21 protein-coding genes and 1 pseudogene are annotated in these 25,979 nt (G+C 71.0%); 8 read left to right on the top strand and 14 right to left on the bottom strand.

The window, feature by feature from the left end; all coding sequences use genetic code 11:
- Positions 1 to 97: 97 nt before the first annotated feature.
- Both ACQPY0_RS08075 and ACQPY0_RS08070 read left to right on the top strand, forming a co-directional pair.
- Positions 98 to 1,600 carry an oligosaccharide flippase family protein gene (locus ACQPY0_RS08075; RefSeq protein WP_432986486.1) on the top strand — a complete coding sequence of 501 codons (1,503 nt, stop codon included), beginning with the start codon at positions 98 to 100 and terminating at the stop codon, positions 1,598 to 1,600.
- Positions 1,584 to 2,501, top strand: coding sequence for a glycosyltransferase family 2 protein (locus ACQPY0_RS08070; protein ID WP_432986484.1), 918 nt, complete (start codon positions 1,584 to 1,586; stop codon positions 2,499 to 2,501). The genes ACQPY0_RS08075 and ACQPY0_RS08070 overlap by 17 nt, the downstream gene beginning before the upstream one ends.
- A gap of 82 nt (positions 2,502 to 2,583) precedes the next feature.
- Here ACQPY0_RS08070 and ACQPY0_RS08065 read toward each other — a convergent pair whose 3' ends face one another.
- The 4 genes from ACQPY0_RS08065 to ACQPY0_RS08050 all read right to left on the bottom strand — a co-directional run bounded on the left by ACQPY0_RS08065 (position 2,584) and on the right by ACQPY0_RS08050 (position 7,013).
- Entirely contained in the window at positions 2,584 to 4,359 is a 1,776-nt protein-coding gene (locus ACQPY0_RS08065) for a hypothetical protein (RefSeq protein WP_432986482.1), read from the bottom strand.
- 119 nt (positions 4,360 to 4,478) lie between these two features.
- Positions 4,479 to 6,428: a zinc ribbon domain-containing protein gene (locus tag ACQPY0_RS08060; protein ID WP_432986480.1), complete on the bottom strand. Its 1,950-nt coding sequence runs from the start codon at positions 6,426 to 6,428 to the stop codon at positions 4,479 to 4,481.
- Positions 6,429 to 6,433: 5 nt separating this feature from the next.
- Complete coding sequence (locus ACQPY0_RS08055; RefSeq protein ID WP_432986478.1) at positions 6,434 to 6,571, bottom strand: hypothetical protein; 138 nt, start codon at positions 6,569 to 6,571, stop codon at positions 6,434 to 6,436.
- Between the two features lie 79 nt (positions 6,572 to 6,650).
- Positions 6,651 to 7,013: a hypothetical protein gene (locus tag ACQPY0_RS08050; protein WP_432986476.1), complete on the bottom strand. Its 363-nt coding sequence runs from the start codon at positions 7,011 to 7,013 to the stop codon at positions 6,651 to 6,653.
- On the opposite strand from ACQPY0_RS08050, the gene ACQPY0_RS08045 reads away from it, so the two are divergent.
- Positions 7,000 to 7,824, top strand: a complete 825-nt coding sequence (locus ACQPY0_RS08045) for a phosphatase PAP2 family protein (protein WP_432986474.1) — start codon at positions 7,000 to 7,002, stop codon at positions 7,822 to 7,824. The genes ACQPY0_RS08050 and ACQPY0_RS08045 overlap by 14 nt on opposite strands.
- On the opposite strand, the gene ACQPY0_RS08040 is transcribed toward ACQPY0_RS08045, so the two are convergent.
- On the bottom strand, positions 7,770 to 8,930 hold the full coding sequence (locus ACQPY0_RS08040) for an acyltransferase family protein (protein ID WP_432986472.1): 1,161 nt from the start codon (positions 8,928 to 8,930) through the stop codon (positions 7,770 to 7,772). The genes ACQPY0_RS08045 and ACQPY0_RS08040 overlap by 55 nt on opposite strands.
- 86 nt (positions 8,931 to 9,016) lie before the next feature.
- On the opposite strand from ACQPY0_RS08040, the pseudogene ACQPY0_RS08035 reads away from it, so the two are divergent.
- Positions 9,017 to 9,289, top strand: a pseudogene (locus ACQPY0_RS08035) (glycosyltransferase); the annotation flags it as partial.
- Between the two features lie 297 nt (positions 9,290 to 9,586).
- Here the strand turns inward: ACQPY0_RS08035 and ACQPY0_RS08030 are convergent.
- The 4 genes from ACQPY0_RS08030 to ACQPY0_RS08015 are packed head-to-tail and all read right to left on the bottom strand — an operon-like array spanning position 9,587 to position 13,765.
- A complete protein-coding gene (locus ACQPY0_RS08030) occupies positions 9,587 to 11,068 on the bottom strand; it encodes a glycosyltransferase family 4 protein (RefSeq protein WP_432986470.1) in 1,482 nt (493 codons plus the stop codon).
- A gap of 20 nt (positions 11,069 to 11,088) precedes the next feature.
- Positions 11,089 to 12,153 (bottom strand): GNAT family N-acetyltransferase, encoded by a 1,065-nt coding sequence (locus ACQPY0_RS08025; RefSeq protein ID WP_432986468.1) that lies wholly within the window; start codon positions 12,151 to 12,153, stop codon positions 11,089 to 11,091.
- 2 nt (positions 12,154 to 12,155) lie between these two features.
- Positions 12,156 to 13,088, bottom strand: a complete 933-nt coding sequence (locus tag ACQPY0_RS08020) for a glycosyltransferase family 2 protein (RefSeq protein ID WP_432986466.1) — start codon at positions 13,086 to 13,088, stop codon at positions 12,156 to 12,158.
- Positions 13,085 to 13,765, bottom strand: a complete 681-nt coding sequence (locus ACQPY0_RS08015; RefSeq protein WP_432986464.1) for a polysaccharide deacetylase family protein — start codon at positions 13,763 to 13,765, stop codon at positions 13,085 to 13,087. Before ACQPY0_RS08015 ends, ACQPY0_RS08020 begins: the two co-directional genes overlap by 4 nt.
- A gap of 366 nt (positions 13,766 to 14,131) precedes the next feature.
- Here ACQPY0_RS08015 and ACQPY0_RS08010 point away from each other — a divergent pair, with 366 nt between their 5' ends.
- Positions 14,132 to 15,112 (top strand): hypothetical protein, encoded by a 981-nt coding sequence (locus ACQPY0_RS08010; protein ID WP_432986462.1) that lies wholly within the window; start codon positions 14,132 to 14,134, stop codon positions 15,110 to 15,112.
- A gap of 30 nt (positions 15,113 to 15,142) precedes the next feature.
- Complete coding sequence (locus ACQPY0_RS08005; protein ID WP_432986460.1) at positions 15,143 to 16,525, top strand: O-antigen ligase family protein; 1,383 nt, start codon at positions 15,143 to 15,145, stop codon at positions 16,523 to 16,525.
- 93 nt (positions 16,526 to 16,618) lie between these two features.
- Here the strand turns inward: ACQPY0_RS08005 and ACQPY0_RS08000 are convergent, their stop codons facing one another.
- On the bottom strand, positions 16,619 to 17,458 hold the full coding sequence (locus ACQPY0_RS08000; RefSeq protein ID WP_432986458.1) for a hypothetical protein: 840 nt from the start codon (positions 17,456 to 17,458) through the stop codon (positions 16,619 to 16,621).
- Positions 17,459 to 18,120: 662 nt separating this feature from the next.
- On the opposite strand from ACQPY0_RS08000, the gene ACQPY0_RS07995 reads away from it, so the two are divergent.
- Positions 18,121 to 19,032, top strand: a complete 912-nt coding sequence (locus tag ACQPY0_RS07995) for a TIGR03621 family F420-dependent LLM class oxidoreductase (RefSeq protein ID WP_432986456.1) — start codon at positions 18,121 to 18,123, stop codon at positions 19,030 to 19,032.
- A 144-nt stretch (positions 19,033 to 19,176) separates the two neighbouring features.
- On the opposite strand, the gene ACQPY0_RS07990 is transcribed toward ACQPY0_RS07995, so the two are convergent.
- Entirely contained in the window at positions 19,177 to 20,667 is a 1,491-nt protein-coding gene (locus ACQPY0_RS07990) for a sugar transferase (RefSeq protein WP_432986454.1), read from the bottom strand.
- Positions 20,668 to 21,467: 800 nt separating this feature from the next.
- Here ACQPY0_RS07990 and ACQPY0_RS07985 point away from each other — a divergent pair.
- A complete protein-coding gene (locus ACQPY0_RS07985; protein WP_432986452.1) occupies positions 21,468 to 22,469 on the top strand; it encodes a glycosyltransferase family 2 protein in 1,002 nt (333 codons plus the stop codon).
- Here ACQPY0_RS07985 and ACQPY0_RS07980 read toward each other — a convergent pair.
- From ACQPY0_RS07980 to ACQPY0_RS07970, 3 genes are all read right to left on the bottom strand, one after another.
- Positions 22,460 to 22,789 (bottom strand): hypothetical protein, encoded by a 330-nt coding sequence (locus tag ACQPY0_RS07980; RefSeq protein WP_432986450.1) that lies wholly within the window; start codon positions 22,787 to 22,789, stop codon positions 22,460 to 22,462. The genes ACQPY0_RS07985 and ACQPY0_RS07980 overlap by 10 nt on opposite strands.
- Positions 22,790 to 23,154: 365 nt before the next feature.
- Complete coding sequence (locus tag ACQPY0_RS07975; protein ID WP_432986448.1) at positions 23,155 to 24,942, bottom strand: 3-hydroxyacyl-CoA dehydrogenase family protein; 1,788 nt, start codon at positions 24,940 to 24,942, stop codon at positions 23,155 to 23,157.
- A 92-nt stretch (positions 24,943 to 25,034) separates the two neighbouring features.
- Positions 25,035 to 25,805, bottom strand: a complete 771-nt coding sequence (locus ACQPY0_RS07970) for a maleylpyruvate isomerase family mycothiol-dependent enzyme (protein WP_432986446.1) — start codon at positions 25,803 to 25,805, stop codon at positions 25,035 to 25,037.
- Positions 25,806 to 25,979 lie beyond the last annotated feature (174 nt).

Genomic DNA, 25,979 nt, shown 5'->3' with positions numbered 1-25,979 from the left:
GGAATTGTTCGTCTGACGCAAATCCGTCACCCCCGTGGCGCCCCCAGGCGTGTCCCGTAGGATCGCGCCGCCTGCATACCGTGTGAGCTGGAGTCACGTGACCACCTCGGAAGCACCAACGCATGCACCAACCGAAGCCCCCACCGAGTCGATCGGGCGCAAGGCGAAGCGCGGACTCCGGTGGAGCCTCGTCGGCACGTTCATCAACAAGGTCGGCTCGTTCGCGATGGGCCTGGTCCTCGCGCGGCTGCTGACCCCGGAGGACTACGGCGTCTACGCGGTCGCGCTCAGCGCCATGTTCTTCGTCATGCACGTCAACGACGTCGGCCTGATCGCGGCCACCACGCAGTGGCGCGGCAAGCTCGAGGAGATGGCGCCGACCGCGACGCTGCTGGCGATCGTGTTCAGCGTCGCCACGTACATCGGCTTCTGGTTCGCCGCCCCGGCGCTGGCGGACCTCTCGCACGTGCCGGCGGCGACGAACGTCATCCGGGTGCTCACGATCATCATCCTGATCGACGGCGTGACCGCGGTGCGCAGCGGCGCGCTCATGCGCGAGTTCCGCCAGGACAAGCTGATCCAGGCCAACATGCTCGGCCTCGTGGTCAACGCGGCGGTCGCCATCAGCATGGCGGCGCTGGGCGGCGGCGCGATGAGCTTCGCCGCCGGCATGGTCGCGGGCACCGCGGTCACCGGCATCATGGTCTTCACCGGCGCGGGCGTGCCGTTCCAGCTCGGGTTCGAAAAGCCGATCGCCAAGCGGCTCATGAGCTTCGGCATCCCGCTCGCGGCCAGCCTCGGCGTCGAGTCCATCCTGCTCAACACCGACTACGTGGTCGTCGGGCACGTGGTCGGGGCGGGCCCCCTGGGCGAGTATCTGCTCGCCTTCAACATCTCCACGTGGGCGCTCAGCGTGGTGAGCAGCGCCATCCGGTACGTCTCCGTCGCCGGCTTCTCCCGCCTGTCCGAGGTGGACGCCGAGACGCTGTCGGCCGGCGTGCGGCGCTCCCTGCCGCTGCTGTTCACGGTGCTGGTGCCGATCGTCGTGCTCTCGGCGTCGCTGGCCTACCCCCTGATCCAGGTCCTCTACGGCGAGGAGTGGACGCCGTCCGCGGTCGTCCTGCCGTACCTCATGGTCCTCACCGCCGTCCGGGTGCTCACCTCGTTCGCGATGGACATCCTCATGGGCGCCGGCGCCACGAAGTGGACGCTGTGGTTCAACCTCGCCTGGGCGGTCGCGCTCGTCCCGGCGCTCATCTACGGCACCAACATCGACGGGACCCGCGGCACCGCGATCGCCCACGCGATCGTCGGCCTGGTCGTCGCCGTGCCGTTCATGGCCTGGGCGCTGCACAGCATCGGCGTCCGCCTGGCCCCGCTCGGCCCGCCGATGCTGCGCCCGCTGCTGGCCGGCATCGCCTCCGCCGCGGTCACGCTCCTCGTCGGGCACGCGATCGGCCCGTCGATCCCCGTGCTCAAGCTGGCCGTGGCGGGCCTCGCCGGCCTGATCGTGTACGGCGCACTGGCGCTCTCCCGCGCACAGCTGCGCGAGATGCTGGGCAAACTCCGACGGGAGGAACCGGATGTCGTCGCTGAGTGACGTGCTCGTCTCCGTCTGCCTGCCGGTGCGCAACGGCGCATCGAGGCTGCCGGCGGTGACGCGCTCGGTGCTGGAGCAGGACCACACCAACCTCGAGCTCGTCATCTCGGACAACGCCTCGACGGACGACACCGAGCAGGTCGTCCGCGCGCTGGCCGCCGAGGACCCGCGGATCGTGTACCACCGCCAGAGCGAGAACGTGGGCCTGCTGAACAACTTCGTCTCGGCCATGCACCGCGCCACCGGCACCTACCTGCGCTGGATCGGCGACGACGACGCGATGGAGCCCAACTGCATCTCCCGCAGCCTGCGGGCCTTCGCCGAGGACCCGCGGCTGATCCTGGTCACCTGCGCCGCCGACTTCCACGGCGACGACGGTGTCGTGCGCACGGCCGAGTACCACGGCGCGGCCCTGCGCTCCGACGACCCGCTCGAGCGCCTGGCCGAGATGCTGCGCCTGCTCAACGACAGCTACCTGCTGATGGACCCGCTCTACGGGGTCATGCGCCGCGACGCCATCAGGCCCATCCCGCGACGCAACATGCTGCGCGAGGACCAAGTGTACTCCACCAAGCTCGCCCTGGCCGGCCCCTGGGGCCACGTCAACGAGGTCCTGTACCGCCGCGGCTTCCAGCGCGACGAGCGCCGCCAGGAGCTGGCCCGCCGCCTGGGCGTGCCGGCGTGGACGGCCCGCGCGGCCAACACCCTGCAGGCCCGCGAGATGCTGCGCTGGGTGAACGAGGGCGCGGACCTGAGCCCGGAGCAGCGCCGCCGCGCCCGCGCCGCCGTGCGCAAGTGGTACCTGGACCGCCAGCAGCTCATCCTGGCCCGCCGCGGCCGCCGCCTGGTGCAGGTGGTCGGGCTGGGCGGCAGCCGCAGCACGGCTGAGCAGCCGGGCTGACCCTCGGTCTTCACGACGCGCCCGCGCCCGACCCCGGTTCTTCCGGACAAGTCGGGCGCTTCGCGTCTGCGGCCGGGGCGGCTCAGCGGTGCTGTTCGGCCACGACGACGAGGTTGACCAGGAAGGTCATCGTCGTCGCCGCGGCGCCGTGCTCGCCGTTGAGCAGGCCGTCCAGCCACTGGCGGTTGACCAGGGGCGACTCGTAGAGGGCCTGGCACACCGTCGGGTCGGCGCGCCAGTGCTGCAGCACCAGGTCCGCGATCTCGGCCGCGCCCAGCTGCGGGCGGCGGGCGTTGGTCAGGCGCTGACGGACCTTGCCCGCGACCTTGCGGGCCGTCGCCGTGGCCACCGTCATGCGGGTCGCCATGCTGCGGGTGCCCAGGCGCGCGGGGACGAGGCCGGTGTCGAGCGGGATGCGGGCGAGCTCCGCGTCGAGGCGGCTCATGATGCGGCCCAGCAGCAGGGAGTCGCGCTTGTCGGCCGGGGCCACGCCGAGCGCGAGCTCGATGAAGCGGCGGTCGAACATCGGGTTGACGAAGTGGCGGCGGACCGCGGCGGCGGTGCCGTGGGCCGCGGACCAGCGGTGCATGCGGTGGTACAGGTAGAAGTGGTCCGTCGCCCGCAGCCAGTCGCCGGCCGGGAAGAGGCCGGCCAGGGTCTTGTGCGTGTAGGCCTGGGCCGCGGCGTGGAAGTCCTTGTCCAGCGCGGCGGCGTCGACCGCCTCGTTGGAGAACAGGCGCCAGCGGGCCAGGCGCTCGACGAGGGCCGGGGAGGTCTGGGCGCCGACGGGCTGGCCGGCGTAGTAGAAGCCGCGGGCGACCTCGCCGCCCAGGCCGGACAGGCGGTGGCCCTGGTCCAGCTTGGCCTCGACGCTGAGCAGCGGGGCGAGCGCCATCGGGCTGCCGAGCGTCTCCAGGGCCTTCGACGCGCTCAGGGCCAGCCGGTGGGCGTGCTCGGGGCTGGGCGGGGCGTGCTCGTCGAGGCGATACACCTCGTGGCGGATGCCGTAGCGGCGGGCGAGCCGGGCCGCGATCACGACGTCGGGGCTGGTCTCGGAGCCCAGGGTCAGCGCGCGCATGCCGTTTCTGAGCTTCTCCGGGGTCGCGCCCAGCAGGATCCGCGAGTCGTGGCCGCCGGTGAGCTGCAGCACCGACTCCGGGTGCGCCTCCAGATACGCCGTCTGCCAGCGGGTCAGGATGTCCGACATCTCGGCGACCGCGTCCTCCAGGGCCGGCGCGGGGCCGTCCTGGCTCACGGGCTCGGCGTATTGCCGGATCCGCAGCGCGCCGCCGTCCAGCGAGGCGAGCGTCGCCGGCGGGCAGGCGCGGACGCCCTCGTAGATGGTCTGGTCGGTGATCTGCCAGCCCATCATCGCCTGGGTGCCGAGGCCGTCGAGATCCAGCGGCGCCCCGGCGAGCACGGCCAGGGCGCGGGCGCTCGTGGAGACGGCGGCCGCGCCGTCGCCGCGCCACCAGTAGAGCTGGCGGAAGCCGAGCCAGTCGTTGGCCGCGACGATCGGGCCGCCGGCGCGTCCGCGGTGCACGGCCGCGAACGGCGGCAGCAGCGCGGTCAGCCCGGCGTCGGAGCCGCCGGTCAGCAGGGCCACCACGTCGGCGGCGGAGAGGTCGGCGTCGCGGGTGCGCAGCAGCTTGCCCAGCACCACCGTGAAAGCGCCGCCGGGCTCACCGAGCAGGTCGGTGTCGTCGGGGTCGGTGAACGCGACCCAGCCGTCCGCGGCGGGGTCGACGCGGGCCACCGCGACGTCGTCGTCGGCGAGGCAGGCCACCGCCGCCTCGACCGGGTGGCGCAGGCGCTCGGCGGCCTGCGGGGCGAGGGAGACGGCGAGAAAAGCTCTCATAGGAGCCCGAACGTACCCGCCACGCGACCGCCCGACCAATAGGTCGATCGGTTATCCGTCAAGGCTTTCGGGCCCAAGCCGCAAGGCACAATGGGCGTGATGAAAGCGTCTCTGAGAATCTACGGAAGGCTGTGTCGGGGTGCTGGCCGGGTGTGTGGCGTTGCCGTCACGTGCCGGTGGAATCCTCGGCTCAGCCGCCGACTATGGATGCGGTCGGCTCGTGTTCTCGTTGCGGCTTTCGCCGTCGGCACCTGGCCTGTGATGGTGCTACAGGTCTGGGGTGGCCGCCCCGCCGGACGCTGACCAGTCACCCGTGGGGGCGTGACTAGGGCGGGGACCTCACGTCGCACGGGCGTGAGGGGTGTGGTGTTACAAGCCGCAGCCTGAGGGCTGCGGGGCTTGGGGATGCGCCGGACGGGCCCGTCCACGGTTCTCGCCGTGCGGATCCGGCCGGTCTTGCGGTCGCGGTAGGCGTGTGCCTGGCCGAGCAGGCCGCGGGCGAGGATACGTTCTGCGGCGGCGTGGTCCCGATCCGTGGAGAGGCCGCAGGCACAGACACTCCACTTGTGTCCCGGTTTGGTAGGCCGGTTCGGTGCCCGCACGTGCCTGAAGCCGGGATGTCGGCCGGCGTGGCCCTTCGCTGCTTCGGTCGTGTACCGGCCACAGCGTGGGCAGCCGGTGCTCGTACCCCGTGCGGGCACGGTCACGACGGCGATCCCCTCGGCCACGGCCAGGTGGCGGAGGGCGTCGAAGACCTGGCCGCGCACGTGGCCGCTGAGGCGGCGGTTCATCGACCGGCCGAGCCCGCGGGTTTCGAGGGTGGTGAGGTCCTCGATGGAGATGACGGTGCATCGGTTCGCGAGGGCGTGGTCGACGGCCCAGCGGGCAGCGTTCCAGGCGAGGGCCTTGTTCAGGTTACGGTATCGGGCGTTGATGCGTTCGGCCTCGATCTGCAGGACCGCGCGTTTGGCCGCGAGGGTCTCGTCCGGCCGGCCGGCAAGGAGTCGCTGGTAGTGGTCGAGGCGGGCGCGGACGTGTTCGCGGTGCGTGCGGAGCCTTTCGAGTTTCGCGCTGACGCCGGTCGCGTCGAAGGTGAGCGGACGGCCGTCGGTGATGACGCGGGCCCGCCCGCGCCGGTCCTCACCAAGGCGGCCGACCGCACCCGTGAGCAGCGTGTTGTAGCCCCAGTCCAGGCCCAGGGCGCGCCGGTGACCCTTCATGGCGGGCACTGGCGCGGGCCGTGTCCAGGGCAGGTCGACCCGGACGCGGCCGTGCACGAGCCTCAGGGTCGGTGACGCGAGGTCCGCCGCGACCGGGACCGTGGCAGGAATGTTCGCGTCGAGGATCACCCACGCCCAGTCCCGGTACGAGGCGGGGTGCTCGACCGTCGGGAGCAGGACCCGCAGCGCGAGCCGACGCGGATCGCCGATGTCCCGGGCGACGGTGACCTGCTGCTTGTCCGCGGCGGCCAGCAGCACCTGCCCGGACACGCGCGGTACCGGCTCGGCCTCGGTGATCGAGGAAGGCAGCCGCCCATGCCCGGCCAGGAATGCTGCGACCTGGCGGGTCCGGTTGCGGATCTCGGCCGTGGACGCTTCCGGTGCCGCAGCCCGCAACGCATCCCACTCCGCGATCGACCGCTTACCCGGGTCGGCCGGCCACGTGCTGGTGACCGCGGACAGCAGGCGGTCGCGGTGCACGGCGAGGCGCAGCAGCCGGGCCGCGTGTTCCTCCGCGATCCGCCGGACCCGGTCTGACACGACCATGCCGGTCGGGGCGGTCGCGGTCATCCCGAGCCGGCGTTGCGCCATCCACCCGTTGGACGGCAGCCGCTGCCCCGCCGCGTCCACGCCGCAGGCGTGCGCAGCGACGGCTTCGGCCGTCCAGTGCTGATCGAGAAGCCGGCGGGTCATGTCCCGCACAATCACGCAGAGCAAGGCGACCCGCTCCGCGACAGCGGCAGCGTTGAGAACCCGGCCGGTCGATACCTCGACCCCGCGCAACGAGGTGCAGGTCGCGGTCGCGGTCACCGGGACATGGCCGACGATGTGATGGCGGAGCTTGGTCATGATTGTCACCCGCTCGTCGGCGTCTGAAGGCGGATGCGGGCGCTGCCGAGGAGCGGCTGCCCGGCCCCGCGGAAGCGGATGCCGTACATCCGTCCAGCGAACGCGGCGACCAGACTCACAAAGTCGTCGAGGAGTTCGTCCACCCCACCGGCAGAGCCCTTCGGGCGCCCTGGGCGCTTCTCCCGCTATCTGCTGGCCCGGTCCTGGTACACGGCAACCACGTCACCGGTCGCTGCCGAGTGCAACCTGCGCGGTCAGGCTCGGCTCCTGGCCACTGCCGCCGGGCACCCGCACGCAGAGCGCTTCCCGCAGCACCGGCTCAACAGACACCGCCGCGGCGCCCATGCACGCGTCCAGGTCGTCCGGTTTGAACCGCCGCTCCGAACCGACCCATGTCACCGACACACCACCGGAATCAGCCCGCAACCGCAACATCTGCGGGTAAATCCCGAGACGCGCCACAGCCGCCGACAACCGAAACATGCTCACATTGTAGGCTACCGAGGTATTTCTAGATTCCTTAAGGAAGTCACGCAGCAGTTCAAGACCCTGGATCGTGGGGGCCGGCTGCGTGCTGCTCTTCACCGCCGTCTACCTCGTCGCGGTGCGCACGGTGCCCGGTCAGCGCTTCGAGGATGCGGTACTCTCCGCCGCCGAGGCCCGCGCCGGCACCGTGAACGACGAGCGGGCGGAGCGGGTGCTGAGCCTCGTCACGACGGCCTCCGTGGCCGTGGTGGCCGCGGCCGTACTCGCGATCGGCTTCGCCCGCCGCCAGTGGCGCCTGGGCGTGCTCGCCGCAGCCGTGATCCTCGCCACCGTGATCGTCACGCAGATCATGCAGTGGGCCCTGCCGCGCCCGATCCTGCTGCACCGCGGCTACCGGCGCGACGACCAGAGCTTCCCCAGCGGCCACACCGCGACCGCGATGGCCATGATGTGCGCGGTCGTCCTGGTCGTCCCGCTGCGGTTGCGCGCGGCCGTGCTGGGCGCGGCGTCCCTCTTCGCCGGCGGCATCGCGGTCGCCACCGTCACCGCGAGCTGGCACCGCCCGAGCGACACCCTGGGCGGCGAGCTGATCGCGCTCGCCGTCTGCTGCGCCGCCGTGGCGTGGCTGCGGCCGCGAGGACACGGGCCGGCGCGCGCGCTCAACGTCCTCGGCACCGTCTACGCTGCCGTGCTCGTCACGGCCACCGCGCTGGTGTTCGCGGTCGGCCCGCTCGACGCCCAGCCGGGCGCGGATGCCGCCCTCGGCTCGGCGCTGCTGGCCGGGCGGGCGATCGCCGTCGCCGGGGCCGCCGCCACGGCCCTGGCGCTGCTGACGGTGCTGGGAACCGGGGAGCCTCAGAACCGCGCGCGGATGGCGGCGCGCAGGGGGCCCCAGCTGCGGTACCGCTGAAACGGCAGCTCGAAGAAGCGCGAGAAGGCCCAGGCGAAGGCGATCGCGACCGGGGCCGCGAGCGCCACGTTGGCCCAGAACGTCGCCACCGTGCCGGTGACGTGCGGCTCCACGAGCTTCGCGTGGATGGCCACGACGATCGGGGCGTGGGTGAGGTACAGGCTGTAGGAGAACGACCCCAGCGAGCGCAGCGGCCGCGTGTCCAGCAGCCGCACCAGCCACACCGGGCGCCCGGTCGCGACCGCGGCCAGCAGCAGCGCCACCGCGGGCCCGAAGGACATGTCGACCCAGTAGAAGTGCTGCACGGTCCACACCGAGCCGTTGGAGGCGATGAGCCCGAACGCCGGCACCGCGGCGACGAGGGCGAACCAGTGGTACGGCAGCCGCCGCACCCGCTCCGAGGCGCGCAGCACCCCGGTGGCGACCAGCCCGAGCGCGAAGAGCAGCGCGAACTGCGGGGTGAGCCGGATGAGCAGGTCGACCACTGACACGTGCGGCGCCAGCACGCCGATCCAGGTCACCACCACGGTCACCGCGGTCAGCATCACGATGGAGCTGAGCTTGCGCAGGACGATGAGCAGGAGCGGGAAGACGATGTACAGCTGCGCCTCGATCGCGATCGACCAGAACGCGCCGTTGGGCGACGGGGAGCCGAAGACGTCCTGCAGCAGCAGGCCGTAGATGAGCACGGACTTGCCGGTCGGCTCGGGGGTCTCCGGCTGCGGCACGACGGTCCAGGCGATGATCAGGCTGAAGACCAGGGCGGCCCAGTACGGCGGCAGGATGCGCCAGGCGCGGCGGTGCGCGAAGCGCTTGGCGCCGCCGAGCTGCCAGTCGTGACGGGCCGGGGAGACGCCGAGGGAGAAACCGGACAGGGCGATGAAGATCACCACGGCGAGGTGGCCGTAGAGCAGCCAGGCGGCCCAGACCGGGCCGGTGTTCTCGGGGTACCCGGGAAACGCCAGCAGGTAGCAGTGGTGCAGCATGACGAACAGGGCCGCCACGCCCCGGATGCCGTCGAGGCCGAGCAGCCGCGGGCGTTCCTTCGGCGCGGTGGACGGCGACGCCTCCGCCGCGGGAGCCGCCCGCTTCGCGAGGTCGGTCATGGAACGAACACTCCGATCTGCCTCGTTCGCACGGCGGCTATTCTTTGCATCGCCCTGCGAGGCATCTGCCTACGAGAGGTGGTCCGGTGGAGACACCGTTGGTCAGCATCGTCATTCCGGCGCACAACGAGGCATCGGTGATCGGGCGCAATCTCCGCCGGCTTCTGGAGGGCACCGAGCCGGGCGAGTTCGACGTCATCGTCGTGCCCAACGCCTGCCGCGACGACACCGCGGCGCAGGCCGCGGCCGTGCCCGGCGTGCGGGTCATCGAGTCCGAGGTGCCCGGCAAGGTGCCGGCGCTGCGCCTCGGCGACGCCGCGTGCCGGACGTTCCCGCGCATCTACCTCGACGCCGACGTGGAGCTGACCAGCGACTCGGTGCGCGCGCTCGTCGCCGCGTGCGCGCGCCCCGGCGTGCTGGCCTGCTCCCCCGTGCCCGAGCTGGACATGGCGAAGGTCGGCGCCCTCGTGCGGCGTGTGCACCGCGTGCACGACCGCATGATGGCGCCGAGCCGCGCGCTGGCCGGGGCCGGCGTCTACGTGCTCACCGAGGCCGGCCATGCGCGGGTCTTCCCGATGCCGGACGTGATCTCGGACGACGGCTGGGTGCACGCCAGCTTCGCCCCGCACGAGCGCGCGGTGGTCGTCGAGGCGCGGTCACTGGTACGACCGGCCCGGACCGTCGCCGCGCACCTCAACCGCCGGGTCCGGGTGCGGCGGGGCAACCGGCAGCTGGCCGCCCTCAAGGGCGGATCCGGGGAAGGCTCCCTGAGCCTGGGCTCCCTGGTGCGCCTGGTCCGGCGCCGCTCCGTAAGCCCCGTGGACGCCACCGCGTACCTGAGCGTGCTGGTCCTGGACCGCGCCGTGAGCCGGCTGCGCCGGGATGACGACGCCTGGGGCAGCGACGCCAGCACCCGCACCGCTTCGCTGGGCGGGAATTGAGGGGCCGCCGGCCTTCTTGGCGTAGGCGGCCTCGTAGGCGGCCAGCAGCGCGATCTTCGAGTTCTCCCACGACAGCGGGCCGCTGACCCGGGCCTGGCCCAGCTCGCCCATGCGGCGCCGCTCGTCGGGGTTGTCCAGCAGATACGACACCAGCTTGGCGAACGCCGACTCGTCGTTGGCGGGCGCGTAGAGCGCCGCCTCGCCCGCCGAGACCCGCGCCTCGCGCAGCTCGAAGGAGACGATCGGCTTCGACATCGCCATGTACTCCATGATCTTGTTCATCGTGGAGACGTCGTTGAGCGGGTTGAGCGGGTCGGGCGAGAGGCAGACGTCGGCGGTGGAGAGGTACCGCAGCAGGTCCTCGTCCGGGATGCGCCCCGTGAACGTGACGGACTCGCCCAGACCGAGCTCGACGGCGAGCGCCTGCATCTGCTCGAAGGTGTCGCCGGCGCCGATGAACGCGGCGTGCCAGTCGGTGCGCCCGACCTCGTCGCGGAGCTTGGCCAGGGCGCGCAGGGCGTAGTCGACGCCGTCCTGGGGGCCCATGACGCCGAGGTAGCACAGCAGGTACGGCTTCCCGCGCTTGATGGACTCGTCCGGCGGCACGTGGTGGAAGCGCTCGACCACGGGCGCGCTGCGGACCACGAAGACGTCCTCGGGGCGCTTGCCGCCGCGGGTCAGGGCCGCCTGCCGGTAGCTCTCGTTGGTGGCGATGACCACGTCGGCGGCGTCGTAGGTGGCCTTCTCGGCGCGCACGACCCCGCGGTAGAGCAGGTCCTTGCCGCGGTTGAAGCGGGACAGGTACAGCTCCGGCACCAGGTCGTGCTGGTCGAAGATGAACCGGGTGCCGTGCCGGCGCAGCCGCTTGGCCACCACGTAGAGGATGTCCGGCGGGTTGCACGCGTGCACGATGTCGACCGGGCCGACCTTCTTGGCCAGGCGCAGCGTGTGGCGCAGGGCGGCGGAGTACTCCTTGGCGTAGCCGAGCGGGCCGCCGGTCGCCGCCTCCAGCGGATACCGATGAATCTTGATCCCGTTGATCTCCGCATAGGGCTCGGTGTCCCGTTTGGTGCCCTGCGGGCAGATGACGCTCACGTCCCAGCCCGCGTCGCGCAGCGCCAGGCTCTCCTGCCACACGCGCCGGTCGAACGGCACCGAGAGGTTCTCGACCAGGATGAGCGCACTTCTACCGGCCATTGCCGACGCCTCCCAAGAAACTAGCGCTTGGCGGCGCGCAGCCTGCGCACCACCCGGCGAAGGTGCGGGCCGAGCGGCGACGCCTTCGCCGCCGCCACGAGGGACTCACGGGCCCGCCGCACGGCGCGGCGGACGTTGCTGCGGGTGACGATGCCCTGACCGACGAGGGTCTCGCCGGTCTTCGCCCGCCGCTTGTACTCGTCGTCGCCCCGGCCCAGGTCGATCCGGGTGAAGCCGAGGGCGGGGGCCGCCATGACCAGCTCCCGCAGCAGCATCCAGCCCGGCGCCAGCCCGGCGCGCGAGGGATCGTACACCGGGAACCACCAGTGCAGCACCGCTCCGGAGCGGATGCCGAAGTGGGCCGCGAGCAGCTGGTCGCCGGCGTAGAGGGTGGACAGGATGCCCGCGAACTCGGTGCCGCGGGTGTGCAGCAGCGAGCGCAGCAGCCGTTCGCGGTCGGGCTCGGCGAAGTAGTCGCGCGCACCGGTGGCCGCGTACTGGTCGCGCTTGAGCCGGATCACCTCGGCCAGCGCCGCGTCGTCGACGACGTCGGCTTCGAAGCGGATCGGCCCGATCTCCCGCTCGGCCTTGTTGGCGCGGCGGCGGGCCTGGCCCATGTTGTCCTTGCCGGACTTGGAGGCGCGGGAGAGGTACCCTTCCAGGCCCCCCGTCGTGTCGACGAAGGGCGAGGGCCGGGTCGTCTCGGTCCACTCCTCGAAGTCGCCGGCGAGCGGCAGCAGGTGGTCGAACTCCAGCGCGCTCACGCCGCCGGTGAGCAGCCCGGCGATCGGGTACTGCGCGCCGGGGGCCAGGATCGGGCCCTGGAAGTCGGCGCCGGGCCAGCCGACCGGGCGCAGCAGGGCGCCCTCGCGCTGGACCGGGAACAGGCTCTCGATCTCGCCCGTCTCGCCGCGCCCGACGTACACCTGCACGGCCCGGCCGCTGTCGTGCACCGCCTTGGCGAAGCCCGGGTGGAAGTACGGGCTGTCGAGCATCGGGTTGACGTCGCGCAGCTTGTGCCATGCGTCGAGGTGGGCGTCGGTGAGGCGGTCGAACGCGAGCGCCTCCATCGGGGTGCGGGCCATGCTCAGTCCGCCAGCCGCGGCGGGTTGGACGGGTGCATGAGCGCGGCCACCGAGGCCTTGGCGATGCGCCGGCCGCTGACCGCGCGCACCGACTCGCCGAGCAGGACGGCGCCGTAGTACGCCGAGCCGGCCAGCGCGCCCCGGCGGCGGCGGAACAGCTTCACCTTGTTGACGGTGAGCAGCGCGGCCAGCGTCGGGTTGACGCCCGAGTCGCCGCCGATGTGCTCGACCACCGCGGCGGGGGCATACCACAGCGCGTAGCCGCGGTCCCGGGCGCGAAGCATGTACTCGGTCTCCTCGCTGTAGAGCACGAACGACTCGTCCCAGTCGCCGAGCTCGCGCACGACGTCGGCGGAGATGAGCAGCGCGGCGCCAGTCGCCCAGGCGAACTCGCCGGCCCGCTCGTACTCCCGCGGGTCGGTGATGAGCTCGCCGAGCTTGCCGATGCGCCCGGCGCGGTCGCCGCCGATGACGGCCTCGACGAGCGCCCGGCCCACGGTCGGCATCCGGCGCAGCGACGGCTGCAGCGATCCGTCCGAGTTGAGCATCTTCGGTACGGTCATGCCGCGGCCGGGCTCCTTCAGCGCGTCCGCGAGGATGGCGAGGGTGCTGGGGCGCATGCGCACGTCGGGGTTCATCACCCACAGCGCGTCGTACTTCTCCTCGCCCAGCGCCGCCAGCCCCGCGTTGATCGCCGCGGCGTAGCCGGCGTTGCGCCCGGTCTGCACCGAGCGCACCGGCAGCACGTCGGCGGCGCCGAGGGCGACGGCGACGGAGTCGTCCTTGGAGTTGTTGTCCACCACCACGACGGCGGCGATATCCACGCCGTCGGACGGCACGAGGGAGCGCAGCGCCCCGTCGAGCACGTCCCCGCTGTTGTAGGTGACGATCACGATGGCGACCCGGTGACGGGCCGGCTGCTCAAGGTCGGTCACGGTGCTCCCCGCAGTCTCTTGACGCGGCGCGCGACGATCCGTCGCGCCTGCACGATCGGTGAAGCCTTGCCGTTGTACACCCGCTCGATCCACGCGGCGTCGAGGTCGGGCCCGATGCTGTTGCGGGCCTGCAGCCACTCGCCCGGCCGGGCCGCCCCGCCGTCGCTGGTGTAGACGCGGCGCATGCCGGCCCGGCGCAGCCGGGTGAGCACGACGCGGTCGTAGGAGCCGAACGGGATGGCGACGTCGGTGACCGGCTCGCCGGTGATCTCGCCGATGACCCGGTTGGCCTCGCCGATCTCCTGCTCGGCCTCGGCGTCGCTGAGGCGCCGCCAGTCGCGGTGCGCCCAGCCGTGCGAGCCCACCGGCATCCCGGCCTTGAGCAGCTCGCGGACCCCGGCCACGTCGAGGCGGCCCGGTTGGCCGAACTCCCCGGCGAGCACGAAGAAGTGGGCCTTCAGGCCCCGCTCGAGCAGCCGCGGCAGCCCGATCTCGACGTCCGAGGCGTTGCCGTCGTCGAAGGTGATCCGGACGTCGTCGCGGCCCACCGCCGCGTCCAGCGCCCGCTCGAACTGCTCGATGCTGGCCCAGACCTGATCCTCACCGGGGTCCAGCGGGCGCGAGGTCGGGTGGGGACCGATTCCGTGCACGTTGATGATGACGACCGAGGTCGGCATGCCGACTTGTCCTCCCACGTTTGAATGCGCCCTTGCCACGCGCCGCGCGCCGATGCTCGGCTGCCTCCGAAGCAGCGCGCGATGCCACCCCCGCCAAGGGACCAGGCGATCCTGGTACGGGGGCGGTGCGGGCAGCATCGGTTTTTCGGGCAGAGATATTGTCTAGTACGCGACATGCGTAGGTTTTTCAGCTTTTCATCAGCTGTCCTGGAGTTCGCTACGGGTCTCTCGGCCAGTAAGGTGTCGGCACGCGGCCCGCCCCCGTGACCGTTGTCCGACCCGTCCTTGCTGTCCGGCCTGCGCCACCGGACACTGGATGCGCCGGCATCGCGGGGGGCGCACCATGCGGTCATCGAGAGGACGAAGTTGGACTTCTGGGACATCACGAAGCTGCTGGTGCGGCGCTGGCAGATCGCACTGCCGATGCTGGCGCTGTCGGCGGTCATCACGGCGGTGACGGTCAGCCAGGTGAAGCCGGACTATGTCGCCACCGCCTACGTCCAACTCGTGCCGCCCAACGCGGGCCAGCGCGAGCCCGGCGCGATCACGCCCGACCAGCAGAACCAGTGGATCGGCCAGGGCCTGCAGACCCTGGGTAACGCCGCCATCGTCCAGGTCATGGACCAGACGGTCGTCGACGAGTTCAAGCGCAACGGCTACAGCGACACCTTCACGGTCACCATGGGCCAGAGCACGCCGCTGATCACCTTCGAGGTCACCGGCGCGTCCAAGGCCCAGGCCAAGGAGACCGCCGACGCGCTGGTCACGAAGTTCACCGACAGCGTGACGAAGCTGCAGAAGGACAACGGCGTCTCCAACAAGGCGATCATGATCACCTCGAGCCGCCTCGACGCCGGCGGCAACGTCAAGAAGTCGACCTCGAAGGTCAAGCGCGCCCTCGTCGCGGTCGCCGCGGCCGGGCTGCTGCTGACCGCGGGCGCGACCATCGGCTTCGACGCCTGGATGCGCCGGCGCCGCAAGAACGCCGCCGGGCCGGTCGAGGACGCCGAGGACACCGCGTCGACGTCGCCGATCTTGGCCTCCGGCCAGGCGCGCGGCGGTGCCCACGTCGGCGGGTCCGCCCGGGGCGGCGCCCCGGTGCGCCCGGGCGGGACGATCGTGAAGTCCGGCGACCGGCCCCTCGTCGGGGCGGACCAGCACGGGCTCACGGTGGAGTATCAGCGCCCGGCGACCGCGGGCGCGCCGGTCGACGGCAAGCCCGAACTGCGCAAGCCGGCCGCCGACGAGACCGCGATCATCGTGCCCGACGCCGAGTCCACTGTGGTCATCCCGCTCGCCGCGATGCCGCCCCGCCCGGCCTCGGCCAAGCGGGGCAAGAACCATTAACGGAGCGCCCGGGGGCGTTGGAGCAGTTCGGTGACGATCGCGACCGAGGAGTACATCTCCGCCGACCTGGAGCCCTCATACGTCTCCGGCAAGACCTACGTCACCCGCCGCCGCGTCACGCGCATCGACGCGGCGGTGATGCTGAGCATCGCGATCTTCCTCATCACGGTCATCCCGTCGCGGCTCATCGTGCCCGGCATGACCGACGTGGGCCGGCCCGGACTGGTGGTCGGCCTGGCGCTGTTCATCTGGTGGGTACTGGCGCGGTTCACGCCGAACCTGTCGATGACGGGGCCGCAGCCGATGCGCTGGGCGCTGATGTTCTTCCTCGTCTCAGCGCTCATCTCCTACGCGATCGGCTTCATGCGCGGCCTGACCACGATCGAGTCCAACGCGGCCGACCGCATGATGCTGTACCTCATGTGCTTCTCCGGCGTGCTGCTGACCGCCGCCGACGGGGTGCCGAACTGGATTCGGCTACGCGGTGTGCTCAAGGTCCTGGTGGCGTGCGCCGCGGTCGTCGGCTTCATCGGCATCCTGCAATACGTCACCAAGGTCGACTACACGCTCTATCTGAACATCCCCGGCCTGCAGGTCAAGACCGAGGCGCTGGGCTTCGAGGTGCGCGGCTCCGGCATCCGGGTGGCGAGCACGACCACGCACTACATCGAGCTGGCCGCGTTCCTGGCGATGGTGCTGCCCTTCGCGATCCACTTCGCGCTCTTCGCCGGCACCCCGCAGCGGCGGCGCGCCTCGGCGATCGCGTGCTTCGTGATCGCGGCCGGCGTCGGCGTGACCGTGTCGCGCACGGGCATCATCGCCCTCGGCGTCACGATGCTGTGCCTGTTCCCGGTGTGGAAGTGGCGGACGCGGTACAACATCGGGATCATGGCGGTCGGTCTGCTCGCCGCGCTCGGCGCGGTCAGCTCCGGCCTGGTGCGCACGATCTTCGGGCTGTTCGACAACGCGTCGGACAACTCCTCGATCAACGCGCGCACTGAGCGCTATCCGATGGCGTTCCACTACATCTCGCAGCGGCCGTGGTTCGGGCGCGGGACGGGGACGTGGGTGCCGCCGCAGTACCAGGTCATGGACAACCAGTGGCTCATCACGCTGCTGAGCGTCGGCATCGTCGGGGCGGTCACGATCGCGGCGCTGCACATCACCGGCATCACGCTGGCCTGGCTGGCCTACCGCCGCGCGACGGAGCTCGCCGACAAGCACCTGTGCGCGGCGCTCATCTCGACGCAGATCATCGCGCTGCTCGTCGCGGCCACGTTCGACTCGATGAGCCTCAGCTACAGCACGTACGTCATGACGCTCGCCCTGATGGCCGGGCTCTGCGGCACCGTCTGGCGGCTGACTCACCCGGCCCGGACGATCCGCACGTCCACGACCCGCTGGTTCCTGTGATCTTCACCGTATGACGACCTGATGAATTCTGCGTCACGAAAACGGCCGCCGTGCTGAGCACGGCGGCCGTTTTCGTGACGCTGCGTAGGCGGATCAGCCGGCGACGCTCTGCGCGGGAACCTTCTGCTCGTCGCGCCCGCCGCCATCCTCGATCTTCTCGAGCCAGATCTCGCGCCAGTACGGCGTGATGGCCCGCGGGCAGTTGGCGTTGAACGCGCCCTCGCAGATGACGTTGTCGAGCACCCAGCAGGGGCTCTTCATGTAGATCATCCGTCCGGTGTTCTCGTCGATGATCTGCTCGACCCGGCGCTGCACCCGCGCGCTCCGCCCGCAGAAGCGCGCCATCTCGGCGTCGAAGCCCATGCCGCGGTTGAGCAGCTCGGCGTTGAGCGTCGGCTCGATCTCCTTGCGCGACTTGACCCGCACCAGGTCGCCGGCCCGCAGGCCGGTGCGCGCGTCGGGCGTCTTGCCCTCCGCCCGGCCGCGCAGGTAGCCCCACTCCCGGCCGCCGCGGATCCGGGCCCACCGCGGCAGGGACTTGTTGCTGGCGCGCTGGAAGCGGTTGTACACCCCGACGCCGAAGGCCCGCACCGTCCAGCCCACGCCGAAGTTGCCGGTGCGCACGTCCTTGGTGAACTGGCCGAGCTCGAGCAGGGGCAGCACCGACGGGGCCGCGCGCAGCAGCTCAGTGGCTTGGCACTTGAAACGCTCGGCGCCGTCCTCGAACGCCGCGCCGCGGGCGTTGATCTCGATGAGGGGCAGCGTCTTGACGCCGGCCGGCGCCTCGGGCGCGGGGGCGGCCGCCTCGGCGCCCTCGATCTTGCGCAGCCACGCATTCTTCCAGAAAATCATGCATCCGGCCTGGCAGCCGCCGTGCCCGCCGCCGTCGCAGCGCAAGCCCTGCAGATGGACGGCGTTCTCCATTTTCCGCATGCCCGAGCGAGTCATGGTGTCACACGTCTTGTGTGCCGATTTGTACACCCGGAAACGCTTGCCGCAGTACTGCAACATTTCCGGCATGAATGGCAGAGCCTCGTATTCCCCATGCTCGTCCAGTGTGGCGAGAATCTCCTCCGCACTGAGCACCTCGACGAGGTCGCCAGCTCTCAGGTCAAACAGTTCGCGCTGTTTGGATGATTGCGTTTGCACGTCAGACCGCCTTCGTCAGCCGCCCGCGGCACGCCGCGGCACTACCCCTACCGAACAGACCTTCGAACTTCCGGATCGCCTTGCGTGAGGCCAACTTCCGCCACGTCGGACCGCCCCGGCCAGGCTCGCGGCGCGCGCTGTGAGCCAGGCCGCCAAAATTCACGGAGAATGCAGAATCCGGCATTTCAACACCCCCCGGGTGGCACCGGTCGAGCAACGGCATTCGCCGCCCGGACCATGCATACCGAACTCCGACTGTTATCCGACTGGGGACGCGCGTACTCTACGCAACCGAGATCCGCACCCGGGGATTATGACAGATTTGTGACGCCTCTTTTCGATGAAGAGGGTATCAGTTAAGTTCGGCACCGGACGTCCGACGGCCACGACCATTTTTGGGGGGTCTAGTGACCGCGCAAACACGCCCATTTCATTTCATCACGTCGATGCCTGTCCTACGGCGGCCGTTGGCCACATGGCGCGAGCGGCTCCGCCAGATCGAGGACCTCGGCTTCCACACCGTCACCGTCTCGGATCACCTCGGCGACGGCTGGACAATGGATCCGTTGCTGACCATGGCGAGCGCCGCCGAGGCCACGACCAACCTGCGGGTGGCCACCGGCGTGCTGTGCAACGACTTCTACCACCCGGTGCACCTGCACCGGTCCATCAGCAATCTCGACGTGCTGTCCGAGGGGCGGGTGACCCTGGGCCTGGGGGCGGGCTACCGGCTCATCGACTACGACGTCACGGGGGTGCCGTTCGACCCGGCGCCCGTGCGCATCGCGCGCCTGGCCGAGTCGATCACGATCCTGAAGCGGCTCTTCGCCGGCGAGCGCGTCGACTTCGACGGCGAGCACTTCCACCTCAAGGGCCTGACCGGCGCGCCGCCACCGGTTCAGCAGCCGGGTCCGCCGATCATGGTGGGCGGCGGCGGCAAGCGGATGCTCGAGCTCGCCGCGCGGCTGGCCGACATCGTGAACATCAACCCGCGCCTCAGCAAGGATCTCTCGGTCGACCGGATCGAGCACGAGCTGAGCACCGAGGGCCTGCGGGCGAAGGTCGACACCATCCGGGAGGCGGCCATGGCCGCCGGGCGGGACCCGGACGAGCTGCGGCTGCAGGTCAGCATGCTCGACGTGCGGGTGCAGGACCGGGATGCCGAGCACCACTGGAGCTCGGGACTGCTCGGGTGGCTGCCCGAGGGGGTGTACGACAAGTCCCCCCTGGCGCTCGACGGCGATGCCGAGCGCTGCGCGGACGTGCTGCTGGGGCTGCGCGAGGAGACCGGCATCAGCGAGATCCACCTGGGCGGCAACCCGCTCGCGGTCGCGCCCATCGTGAACAAGCTGCGCTGAGCTTCGCCGCATACGAAACGCCCCGGCGGTCCTCCGCCGGGGCGTTTCCTTGCTGAGGTGGGGCGTCGTCGTGCTGAGGTGCTGTTCCTTGCTGAGGTGCCGGGGTGCTGCTTCCTTGCCGGGGTGCTGCGTCTTGCTGGGGTGTCAGTAGGCGCCGGTGCCGCGGACGACCGCGTTGACCGTGCGGGCCAGGATGCGCAGGTCCAGCAGCGGCGTCCAGTTGTCGACGTAGTTGAGATCGAGGCGCACCGACTCCTGCCACGACAGCTCAGAGCGGCCGCTGACCTGCCACAGGCCGGTCATGCCCGGCTTGACCAGCAGGCGGCGGCGCACGTCGTCGTCGTAGCCGGCGACCTCCGACATCAGCGGCGGGCGCGGCCCCACCATCGACATCGTGCCGTTGATGACGTTGAGCAGCTGCGGTAGCTCGTCCAGCGAGGTCCGGCGCAGGATCGAGCCGACCTTGGTCACCCGCGGGTCCCGCTTCATCTTGAACAGCAGGCCCTCGGTGTGCTGGTTGAGGTGCGCGATCTCGTCCCGCTTCTTGTCCGCGTCCTTGATCATCGTGCGGAACTTGAAGCAGGTGAACTCCTTGCCGTTGATGCCGGCGCGGGGCTGGCGGAACAGCGCCGGACCCTCGCTGGTGGTGCGGATCAGGATCGCCATGACCAGCATGAACGGCCCCGCCAGGATCAGCAGGATCGTCGCCAGCAGCCGGTCGAGCACATTCTTCACCGCGCGCTGCGGGCCGGTCAGCACCGGGGCGCGCACGTGCAGCAGCGGGCCGCCGCCGCTGGGCAGCACCGCGACGCGCTCGGGCGCCACCTCCGGCAGGGCCGGCGCGACCAGCAGTTCGATGTCGTTGTCCGACAGCTCCCAGGCCAGGCGGCGCATCTTGTACGGGTCCAGCTCCAGCGGCAGCGCGACCAGCACGGCAGTGCAGCCGGCGCCGAGCGCGGTGCCGGCCACGTCCTTGAGGTCGCCGTAGACCGGGATGTTCTGGGCGGTGATCTTGCGGGCGTCGTCGAGGTCGGTGATGCAGGCGCCGGCGACGCGCAGTCCGTAGGAGCGGTCGCGGCGCAGCGCGGTGAGCAGCCCGACGACGGAGTCGGCCGGGCCGATGATGAGGGCGCGCTGGCGGATGTACTCACGCTGGACGGTGTTCAGGACCGCCAGCGTCGTGTAGCGCCCGACGATCGTCAGCGCGGCGGCGACCGGCACCGCGACGATGATCGGCTTGAGCAGGTAGAGCAGGTCGAACAGCACGCAGACCGGCGCGAGGATCGCGACGGCGACGACGGCGGCGCGCAGGCTCCGGTAGATCATGCCGGTGCGGTTCTCCAGGAACCAGCGGTCGTACATCCGGCTGCCCGCGAGCAGCAGCAGCCAGAACAGGCCGAACCCCGTGACGGAGTAAGCCGGCGGTACGCCCTCCCCCGGCACGACGAATGCTCCACCCATCAGGTCATCGGCCATGAACAGCACGACGGTCGTGATGGCGATCGTCACCGCCAGCACGTCGCCGAGGAAGGCGACGAGCAGGTTGCGCCCGGTCGACCTGAGCCGGCGCCGCTGGACTCCCGGGAACGCCGCCATCACCGCGGTCTCGACCGTGGCCGAATCCGCCAGAACCATCCCAACCCCCTTACGTGCCTGTTCAGATCCACTTATCGAAGGTGAAATGTGGTGGCGCTCGCCGTCGCGACTGCCAGTGCGCGGTCGAACCCCGGCGGTAAGCTACCGGGGATGCCGCAAAGCCGGTACCGTCGTGCCGCATTCCCGACGTGGCTGAAGGTGCTATTGACACAGCCGATGCAGCACCTTTGGCGGAACCGTCGTCCAATAAGGGAAAAAAGGACAAGACGCCGCCCCTCGGTGGCAAACTTCCCGGGTAATCACGCTGCGTCGCCTTAATTGAGTTCTATGCCGGACTTAAAAGATCAAAGAGAGACAACTAGCGATCTCCCCCGCCGGGAACGACCAGTTCGGAGCCTTGATCACACTCGGCTTCCGCATGATCACCCCCCGTCGAACCGATCGCCGCTCACTGCGGGGACTTAAACCGAGCGTCACCGTCAAGCCGCTACCCCCGACCGCATCCGCACTTTGCCGTTCTCCCCGTTACCGTTTCACTCCCCCGAATGGCCGGAGAAAAGCAAAGGCGCGCGGAATATCTCTTTGCAGAAGCACAAATAGCGGACCGGGCTTTCCTGCGCCGCCGAGGGGAGGATAGCAGCGTCCGGCCACGTGGCGGCAGGCGGATCCGAGGCGAGTTCGTGTCCGGATTCTACGTTTTAGCAGCTCGCAGGCCCCGTTGGCCGGGATCTCCCGCCAGCCTTCCGGCGGACTTCCCGCAGTACTTTCGGCTCATTCACCCTCGCCACCGGTACTATCCGGGAAGTTTTCGACCGCCCTCTGACCCGAGGGAGCCGCTCGTGTTCCGCAGCACCGAACCCGTCGTCAGTATCGTCACCGTCGCGCACAACGCCCGCGAGGGCCTGCTGCGGGGTCTGGCCGCGGTCCAGACCGGCACCGAGGTCCCGACCGAGACGGTCGTGGTGGACAACGGCTCGACCGACAACACCGCGGCCGCCGTACGGCACGCCTTCCGCGAGGTGAAGCTGCTGCGCCGCTCGGAGGCACTGCCCCCGCTGGCAGCGGTCAACCTCGGCGCCGCGCGGGCGAAGGCCCCGTGGCTGCTGCTGCTCGACCCGGGCCTCGGGCCGGTCGGGGACGCGGTGCGGACGCTGGTGGAGTACGCCGGATCCCACCCCGAGGACCGCCTCTACACCGGCCGCACCCTGCGCGACGGCTCGGACGACGGCCGCACGCTCGAGGCACCGCCGACGCTGTGGGGCACCGCCTGCCTGGCGTTCGGCCTGCCGTTCGAGCCCGAACGCCTCCCGAAGCTGGATCGCGCGATCGGCGGCGAGGTCCCCGCCGTGACACCGCGGATGCTGCTCGTGGAGCGGGAGTTGTGGCGGCGGCTGGGCGGCTTCGACGAGCGCCTGCCCGCGGCCGACCTGTCCATGCGCGCCCGCTCCCTGGGCGCCCGCCCGGTCCTGATCCCGGACGCGCAGATGACGGCGCTGACGCCGCAGCACCCGCCGGCCCGCCTGGTCTCGACCGCCCTGCTGACGGAGCGCATGGCCTTCGCCCACCGGCACTTCACACCACAGCGCGCCCGTGCGGCCGGCTGGCTGCTCAGCACGGCAGCGCTGACGCGCTCGATCACGGGCGAGCCCTGGCTGTCAATCTGGCGCCGCCGCGACTCCTGGCTGTCCACCCCCGACCCGATGCCGTTCACGAGCTCGTCCCCAGGCCTCTCCCCGTCCCCGGGCCTCTCCGGGTCCCCGGACGCTTCGCCGCCCTCGGGTTTCATACCGTCGCAGGGCCGCACGACGGGCCTGTTCGACCGGGACGCCGCTCAGCCGTAGTGGGGCGCGCCGCGGCCACGCTGGATGTTCGGCCCGCGGCGGTCCCGAGCACGCCAGCAGCCGGTGTGCCAGTGCCGCCGGTCGGTCAGGTCCCCCCGCTCATCGGCCGGCCAAGCCACGAGGTGCGGCACCCCCGGGGCGATCTCGTGGTCGCAGCCCGGACACCGATACGCCTTGACGGCCGCCCCAGCCGGAATGTTGCGCACCTGCCACTCACCGTCGCTCCACTGCTGCACGGCACCGACGCCCCGCTTGATCCGCTCAAGATCAAGCGCCGGCGGCGCATCGTCGCGCTTGGGGTGGTTCCGACGAGGTGACACGATCTCAGCGTAACGGCCAAGCCCACCCAGCAACGCGCCCCGCGACCGACCAGCCCCCTGGCAACCGCCGCCCGCCCAGCCGACAGCCCGGCCCCAACCAACCCGCACCACGAAGCAGCCCACAGCCTCAACGACCAGCCTGCAGCCCGACACAGCCCACAGCGCACAGCCAACCCACAGCGCCAACGACCAGCCCCCAGCCCGACGCACAGCCAACCCACAGCGTCAACAGCCAAACTCCAGCGCGACACAGCCCACGGCACACAGCCAGCCCGCGGCGCACAGTTAGCCGACAACCTCGCGGCGCGGACGTAGCCGGGCCGGCTGCGGCGCGGGTGGGGGTGGTGGGTGTGGCCGGGGGCGGTTCAGCGGTTGGAGTGGTCGCGGAAGCCGCGGCCTGCCTTGCGGCCCAGGTAGCCGGCCGTGACCAGGTGTTCCAGCAGTGGGGCGGGGGCGAAGCCGGGCTCGCGTAGCTCCAGGTAGAGCTCGCGCTGGATGGCTAGGGCCACGTCCAGGCCGACCACGTCGAGGAGTTCGAACGGGCCCATCGGGTAGCCGCAGCCGAGCTTCATCGCGTGGTCGATGTCCTCGGCGGTGGAGTAGGAGGCCTCGACCATTTTGACGGCGTCGTTGAGGTATGGGAACAGCAGGGCGTTGACCACGAAGCCCGAGCGGTCCGCGCACACCACCGCGTGCTTGCCGACCGTGCGGCAGATCGCGGTCGCGGTGACGAGCGTCGCCTCCGAGGTGCGGATCGTGCGGACCACCTCGACCAGGCCCATCACCGGGGCCGGGTTGAAGAAGTGCAGGCCCACGACGTCGGCGGGGCGCTCGGTCGCGACCGCGAGCTCGATGACCGGCAGGCTCGACGTGGTCGTGGCGAGCACGACGCCGGGCTTGCAGATCTCGTCGAGCGAGGCGAACAGGGCCTTCTTGACCGACAGCTCCTCGACCACGGCCTCGACCACGAGGTCAGCGTCGCAGAGGTGCTCGATCGTCGCCGACCAGGTCACCCGGCCCAGCGCCGCGTCGCGGTCGGCCTCGGTGAGCCGGCCGCGCACGACGCCCTTGTCCAGCGACGTCTTGAGCGCCTCGCAGGTGCGCCCCGACTGCTCGGCGCCCCGCGTGACCGAGATGACCTCGAGCCCGGCCTTGGCGAAGACCTCGATGATCCCGGTGGCCATCGTGCCGGACCCGACCACGCCGACCTTGGCGATCGCGTGCGCCGGGCGGCCGGCCTCGGTGCCGGCCGGCGGCGTGGCCTCGTCGGGCACGACGACCGGCGAGCCGGGCTTGTCGTAGGTGTAGAAGCCCCGCCCGGACTTCCGCCCGAGCAGCCCGGCCGTGACCATCTGCTTGATGAGCGGCACGGGCGCGTGGCGGCGGTCGCGGCCACCGCGGCGATACATGGTGTCGAGGATCTCGTAGGCCGTGTCGAGGCCGATGAGGTCCATCAGCGCGAGCGGCCCCATGGGCAGCCCGCACCCGAGCTTCACCGCGGCGTCGATGTCCTCACGGGTCGCATACTTCGCCTCGAGCATCGACACGGCCTGGTTGAGGTAGCCGAACAGCAGCGCGTTGGCGATGAATCCGGCCCGGTCGCCGATCGTCACGTCCACCTTGCCCAGCCGCGCGCAGAGCCCCTCGATGTCGGTGACGACGTCCTCGGCCGTGACGACGGTTCGCACGACCTCGACGAGCTTCATGATCGGCGCCGGGTTGAAGAAGTGCATGCCGACGACCTGGTTGGGCCGCGAGGTGGCCACCGAGATCTCGGTGACCGACAGGCTGGACGTGTTGGTGGCCAGGATGGCCGAGGGCTTGCAGACCCGGTCGAGCTCGGCGAAGATCCGCTGCTTGAGCTCGAGCTGCTCGGGCACCGCCTCGATGACGAGGTCGACGGAGTGCAGGGCGTCGAGCCCCACGGCGAAGCTGACCCGGCCGAGCAGCACGTCCCGCTCGCCCTCGGAGAGCTTGCCCTTGCGCACGGCCCGCTCGACGCTGCCGCGCAGGATCTCCTCCCCCCGCCGCAGCGCCGCGTCGGCGATCTCGACCGCGGTGACGGCGATCCCGTTGCGGGCGAAGACCTCCACGATGCCGGCGCCCATAGTCCCGAGGCCGACCACGCCCACGGATCCGAATTCGCGCCCCATCGCACACCCCTCCTGAACGACCCCTCAAGTTACCGGCGAGTCTGCCATGCCGGGCCGCGACGTCGCGCGACCTGTGGCACATCCCGCTGTCATCAGGTCCAGCGGATCGTCGCCTTCTCCCGCCACAGCGACAGCACCGACTCCTCGCCCCGGATGTCGAGCCCCTGCGGGTCTCGCCGATTCCACAGGGCCAGATAGAGCGCGCTCGCCGGCCCGGTCAGCGTGCAGTCCGCCGCACCCGGGGCGCCGCGGACGATCGTCGCGCCCCGCGGCGTCATCGTGACCGTCCAGGCGCGCGGGCCGTCGGACTCGGCGCCGTCGGTCGCGTGGACGGCCAGGGTGCAGGCGGTCTCGGAGCGCAGGCGGCCGCCGCGGGTGCCGTAGAAGCCCATCAGCAGCTCGTCGATGCCGTCCAGGCCGAGATCCGCCTCGACGCCGGCGATGTCGCCGACCGCGCCCTGCAGGTCGGCGCGGTGGACGGTGGTCTCGTGGGCCTGGCGGCGGGCCCAGAACGAAAGCGGCGTCGGGGCGGGCAGGAAGTGCCAGCAGCGGGTGTCCGCCGGGGCGGCGCGCAGCAGGTCGACCAGGGCGGTATGGCCGGACTGGAACCACCCGATCAGCTCGTCGTCGGGCGGCATGGGGCCGACCGCCCGCTCCTCCTCGTCGTCCGACAGCACGCTGACGCGGCCCCCTCGGACGTAGGCCGCCGCCCAGCGGTGCACGTAGCCCACGTGCTGCACCAGGTCGCGAACCGTCCACTCGGGGCAGGTCGGGACCGGGGCGTCGAAGCCCGCCTTCTCCGCGGCGTCGACGAAGTCCAGACCGGCACGCTCCAACGCGTCGATGTGCCGACCGATCTCCATGCCGACACTGTGCCAGAGGGGTACGACAATTTCGGTCGGATACCGGCTTGACGCTCACGCCATCCGGACGCCCGCGAGCCAGACGGCGGCGATCAGCAGGCCCGTGGCCAGCTCGATGAGCATCGTTGCCGCGGCGGGTCAGCTCGACAAAGTCTCAAAGCCGAGGACGAGGCC

Origin of the sequence: Dactylosporangium sp. CA-233914 (assembly GCF_050942935.1) — a bacterium.
In the GTDB taxonomy this organism is placed as follows: Bacteria; Actinomycetota; Actinomycetes; order Mycobacteriales; family Micromonosporaceae; genus Dactylosporangium.
The sequence above is the reverse complement of the archived record's forward strand: the minus strand, read 5'-3'. Positions and strand labels throughout refer to the sequence as shown.

Coding starts and splice junctions, on each gene's coding strand:
- ACQPY0_RS08015 (WP_432986464.1), bottom strand. CDS start 13,765: ATGCCGACCTCGGTCGTCATCATCAACGTGCACGGAATCGGTCCCCAC.
- ACQPY0_RS08000 (WP_432986458.1), bottom strand. CDS start 17,458: ATGCGGAAAATGGAGAACGCCGTCCATCTGCAGGGCTTGCGCTGCGAC.
- ACQPY0_RS08060 (WP_432986480.1), bottom strand. CDS start 6,428: ATGACCAAGCTCCGCCATCACATCGTCGGCCATGTCCCGGTGACCGCG.
- ACQPY0_RS07975 (WP_432986448.1), bottom strand. CDS start 24,942: ATGGGGCGCGAATTCGGATCCGTGGGCGTGGTCGGCCTCGGGACTATG.
- ACQPY0_RS07970 (WP_432986446.1), bottom strand. CDS start 25,805: ATGGAGATCGGTCGGCACATCGACGCGTTGGAGCGTGCCGGTCTGGAC.
- ACQPY0_RS08030 (WP_432986470.1), bottom strand. CDS start 11,068: ATGGCCGGTAGAAGTGCGCTCATCCTGGTCGAGAACCTCTCGGTGCCG.
- ACQPY0_RS08070 (WP_432986484.1), top strand. CDS start 1,584: ATGTCGTCGCTGAGTGACGTGCTCGTCTCCGTCTGCCTGCCGGTGCGC.
- ACQPY0_RS08025 (WP_432986468.1), bottom strand. CDS start 12,153: ATGGCCCGCACCCCGATGGAGGCGCTCGCGTTCGACCGCCTCACCGAC.
- ACQPY0_RS07995 (WP_432986456.1), top strand. CDS start 18,121: ATGCCTGTCCTACGGCGGCCGTTGGCCACATGGCGCGAGCGGCTCCGC.
- ACQPY0_RS08040 (WP_432986472.1), bottom strand. CDS start 8,930: ATGACCGACCTCGCGAAGCGGGCGGCTCCCGCGGCGGAGGCGTCGCCG.
- ACQPY0_RS08065 (WP_432986482.1), bottom strand. CDS start 4,359: ATGAGAGCTTTTCTCGCCGTCTCCCTCGCCCCGCAGGCCGCCGAGCGC.
- ACQPY0_RS07990 (WP_432986454.1), bottom strand. CDS start 20,667: ATGGTTCTGGCGGATTCGGCCACGGTCGAGACCGCGGTGATGGCGGCG.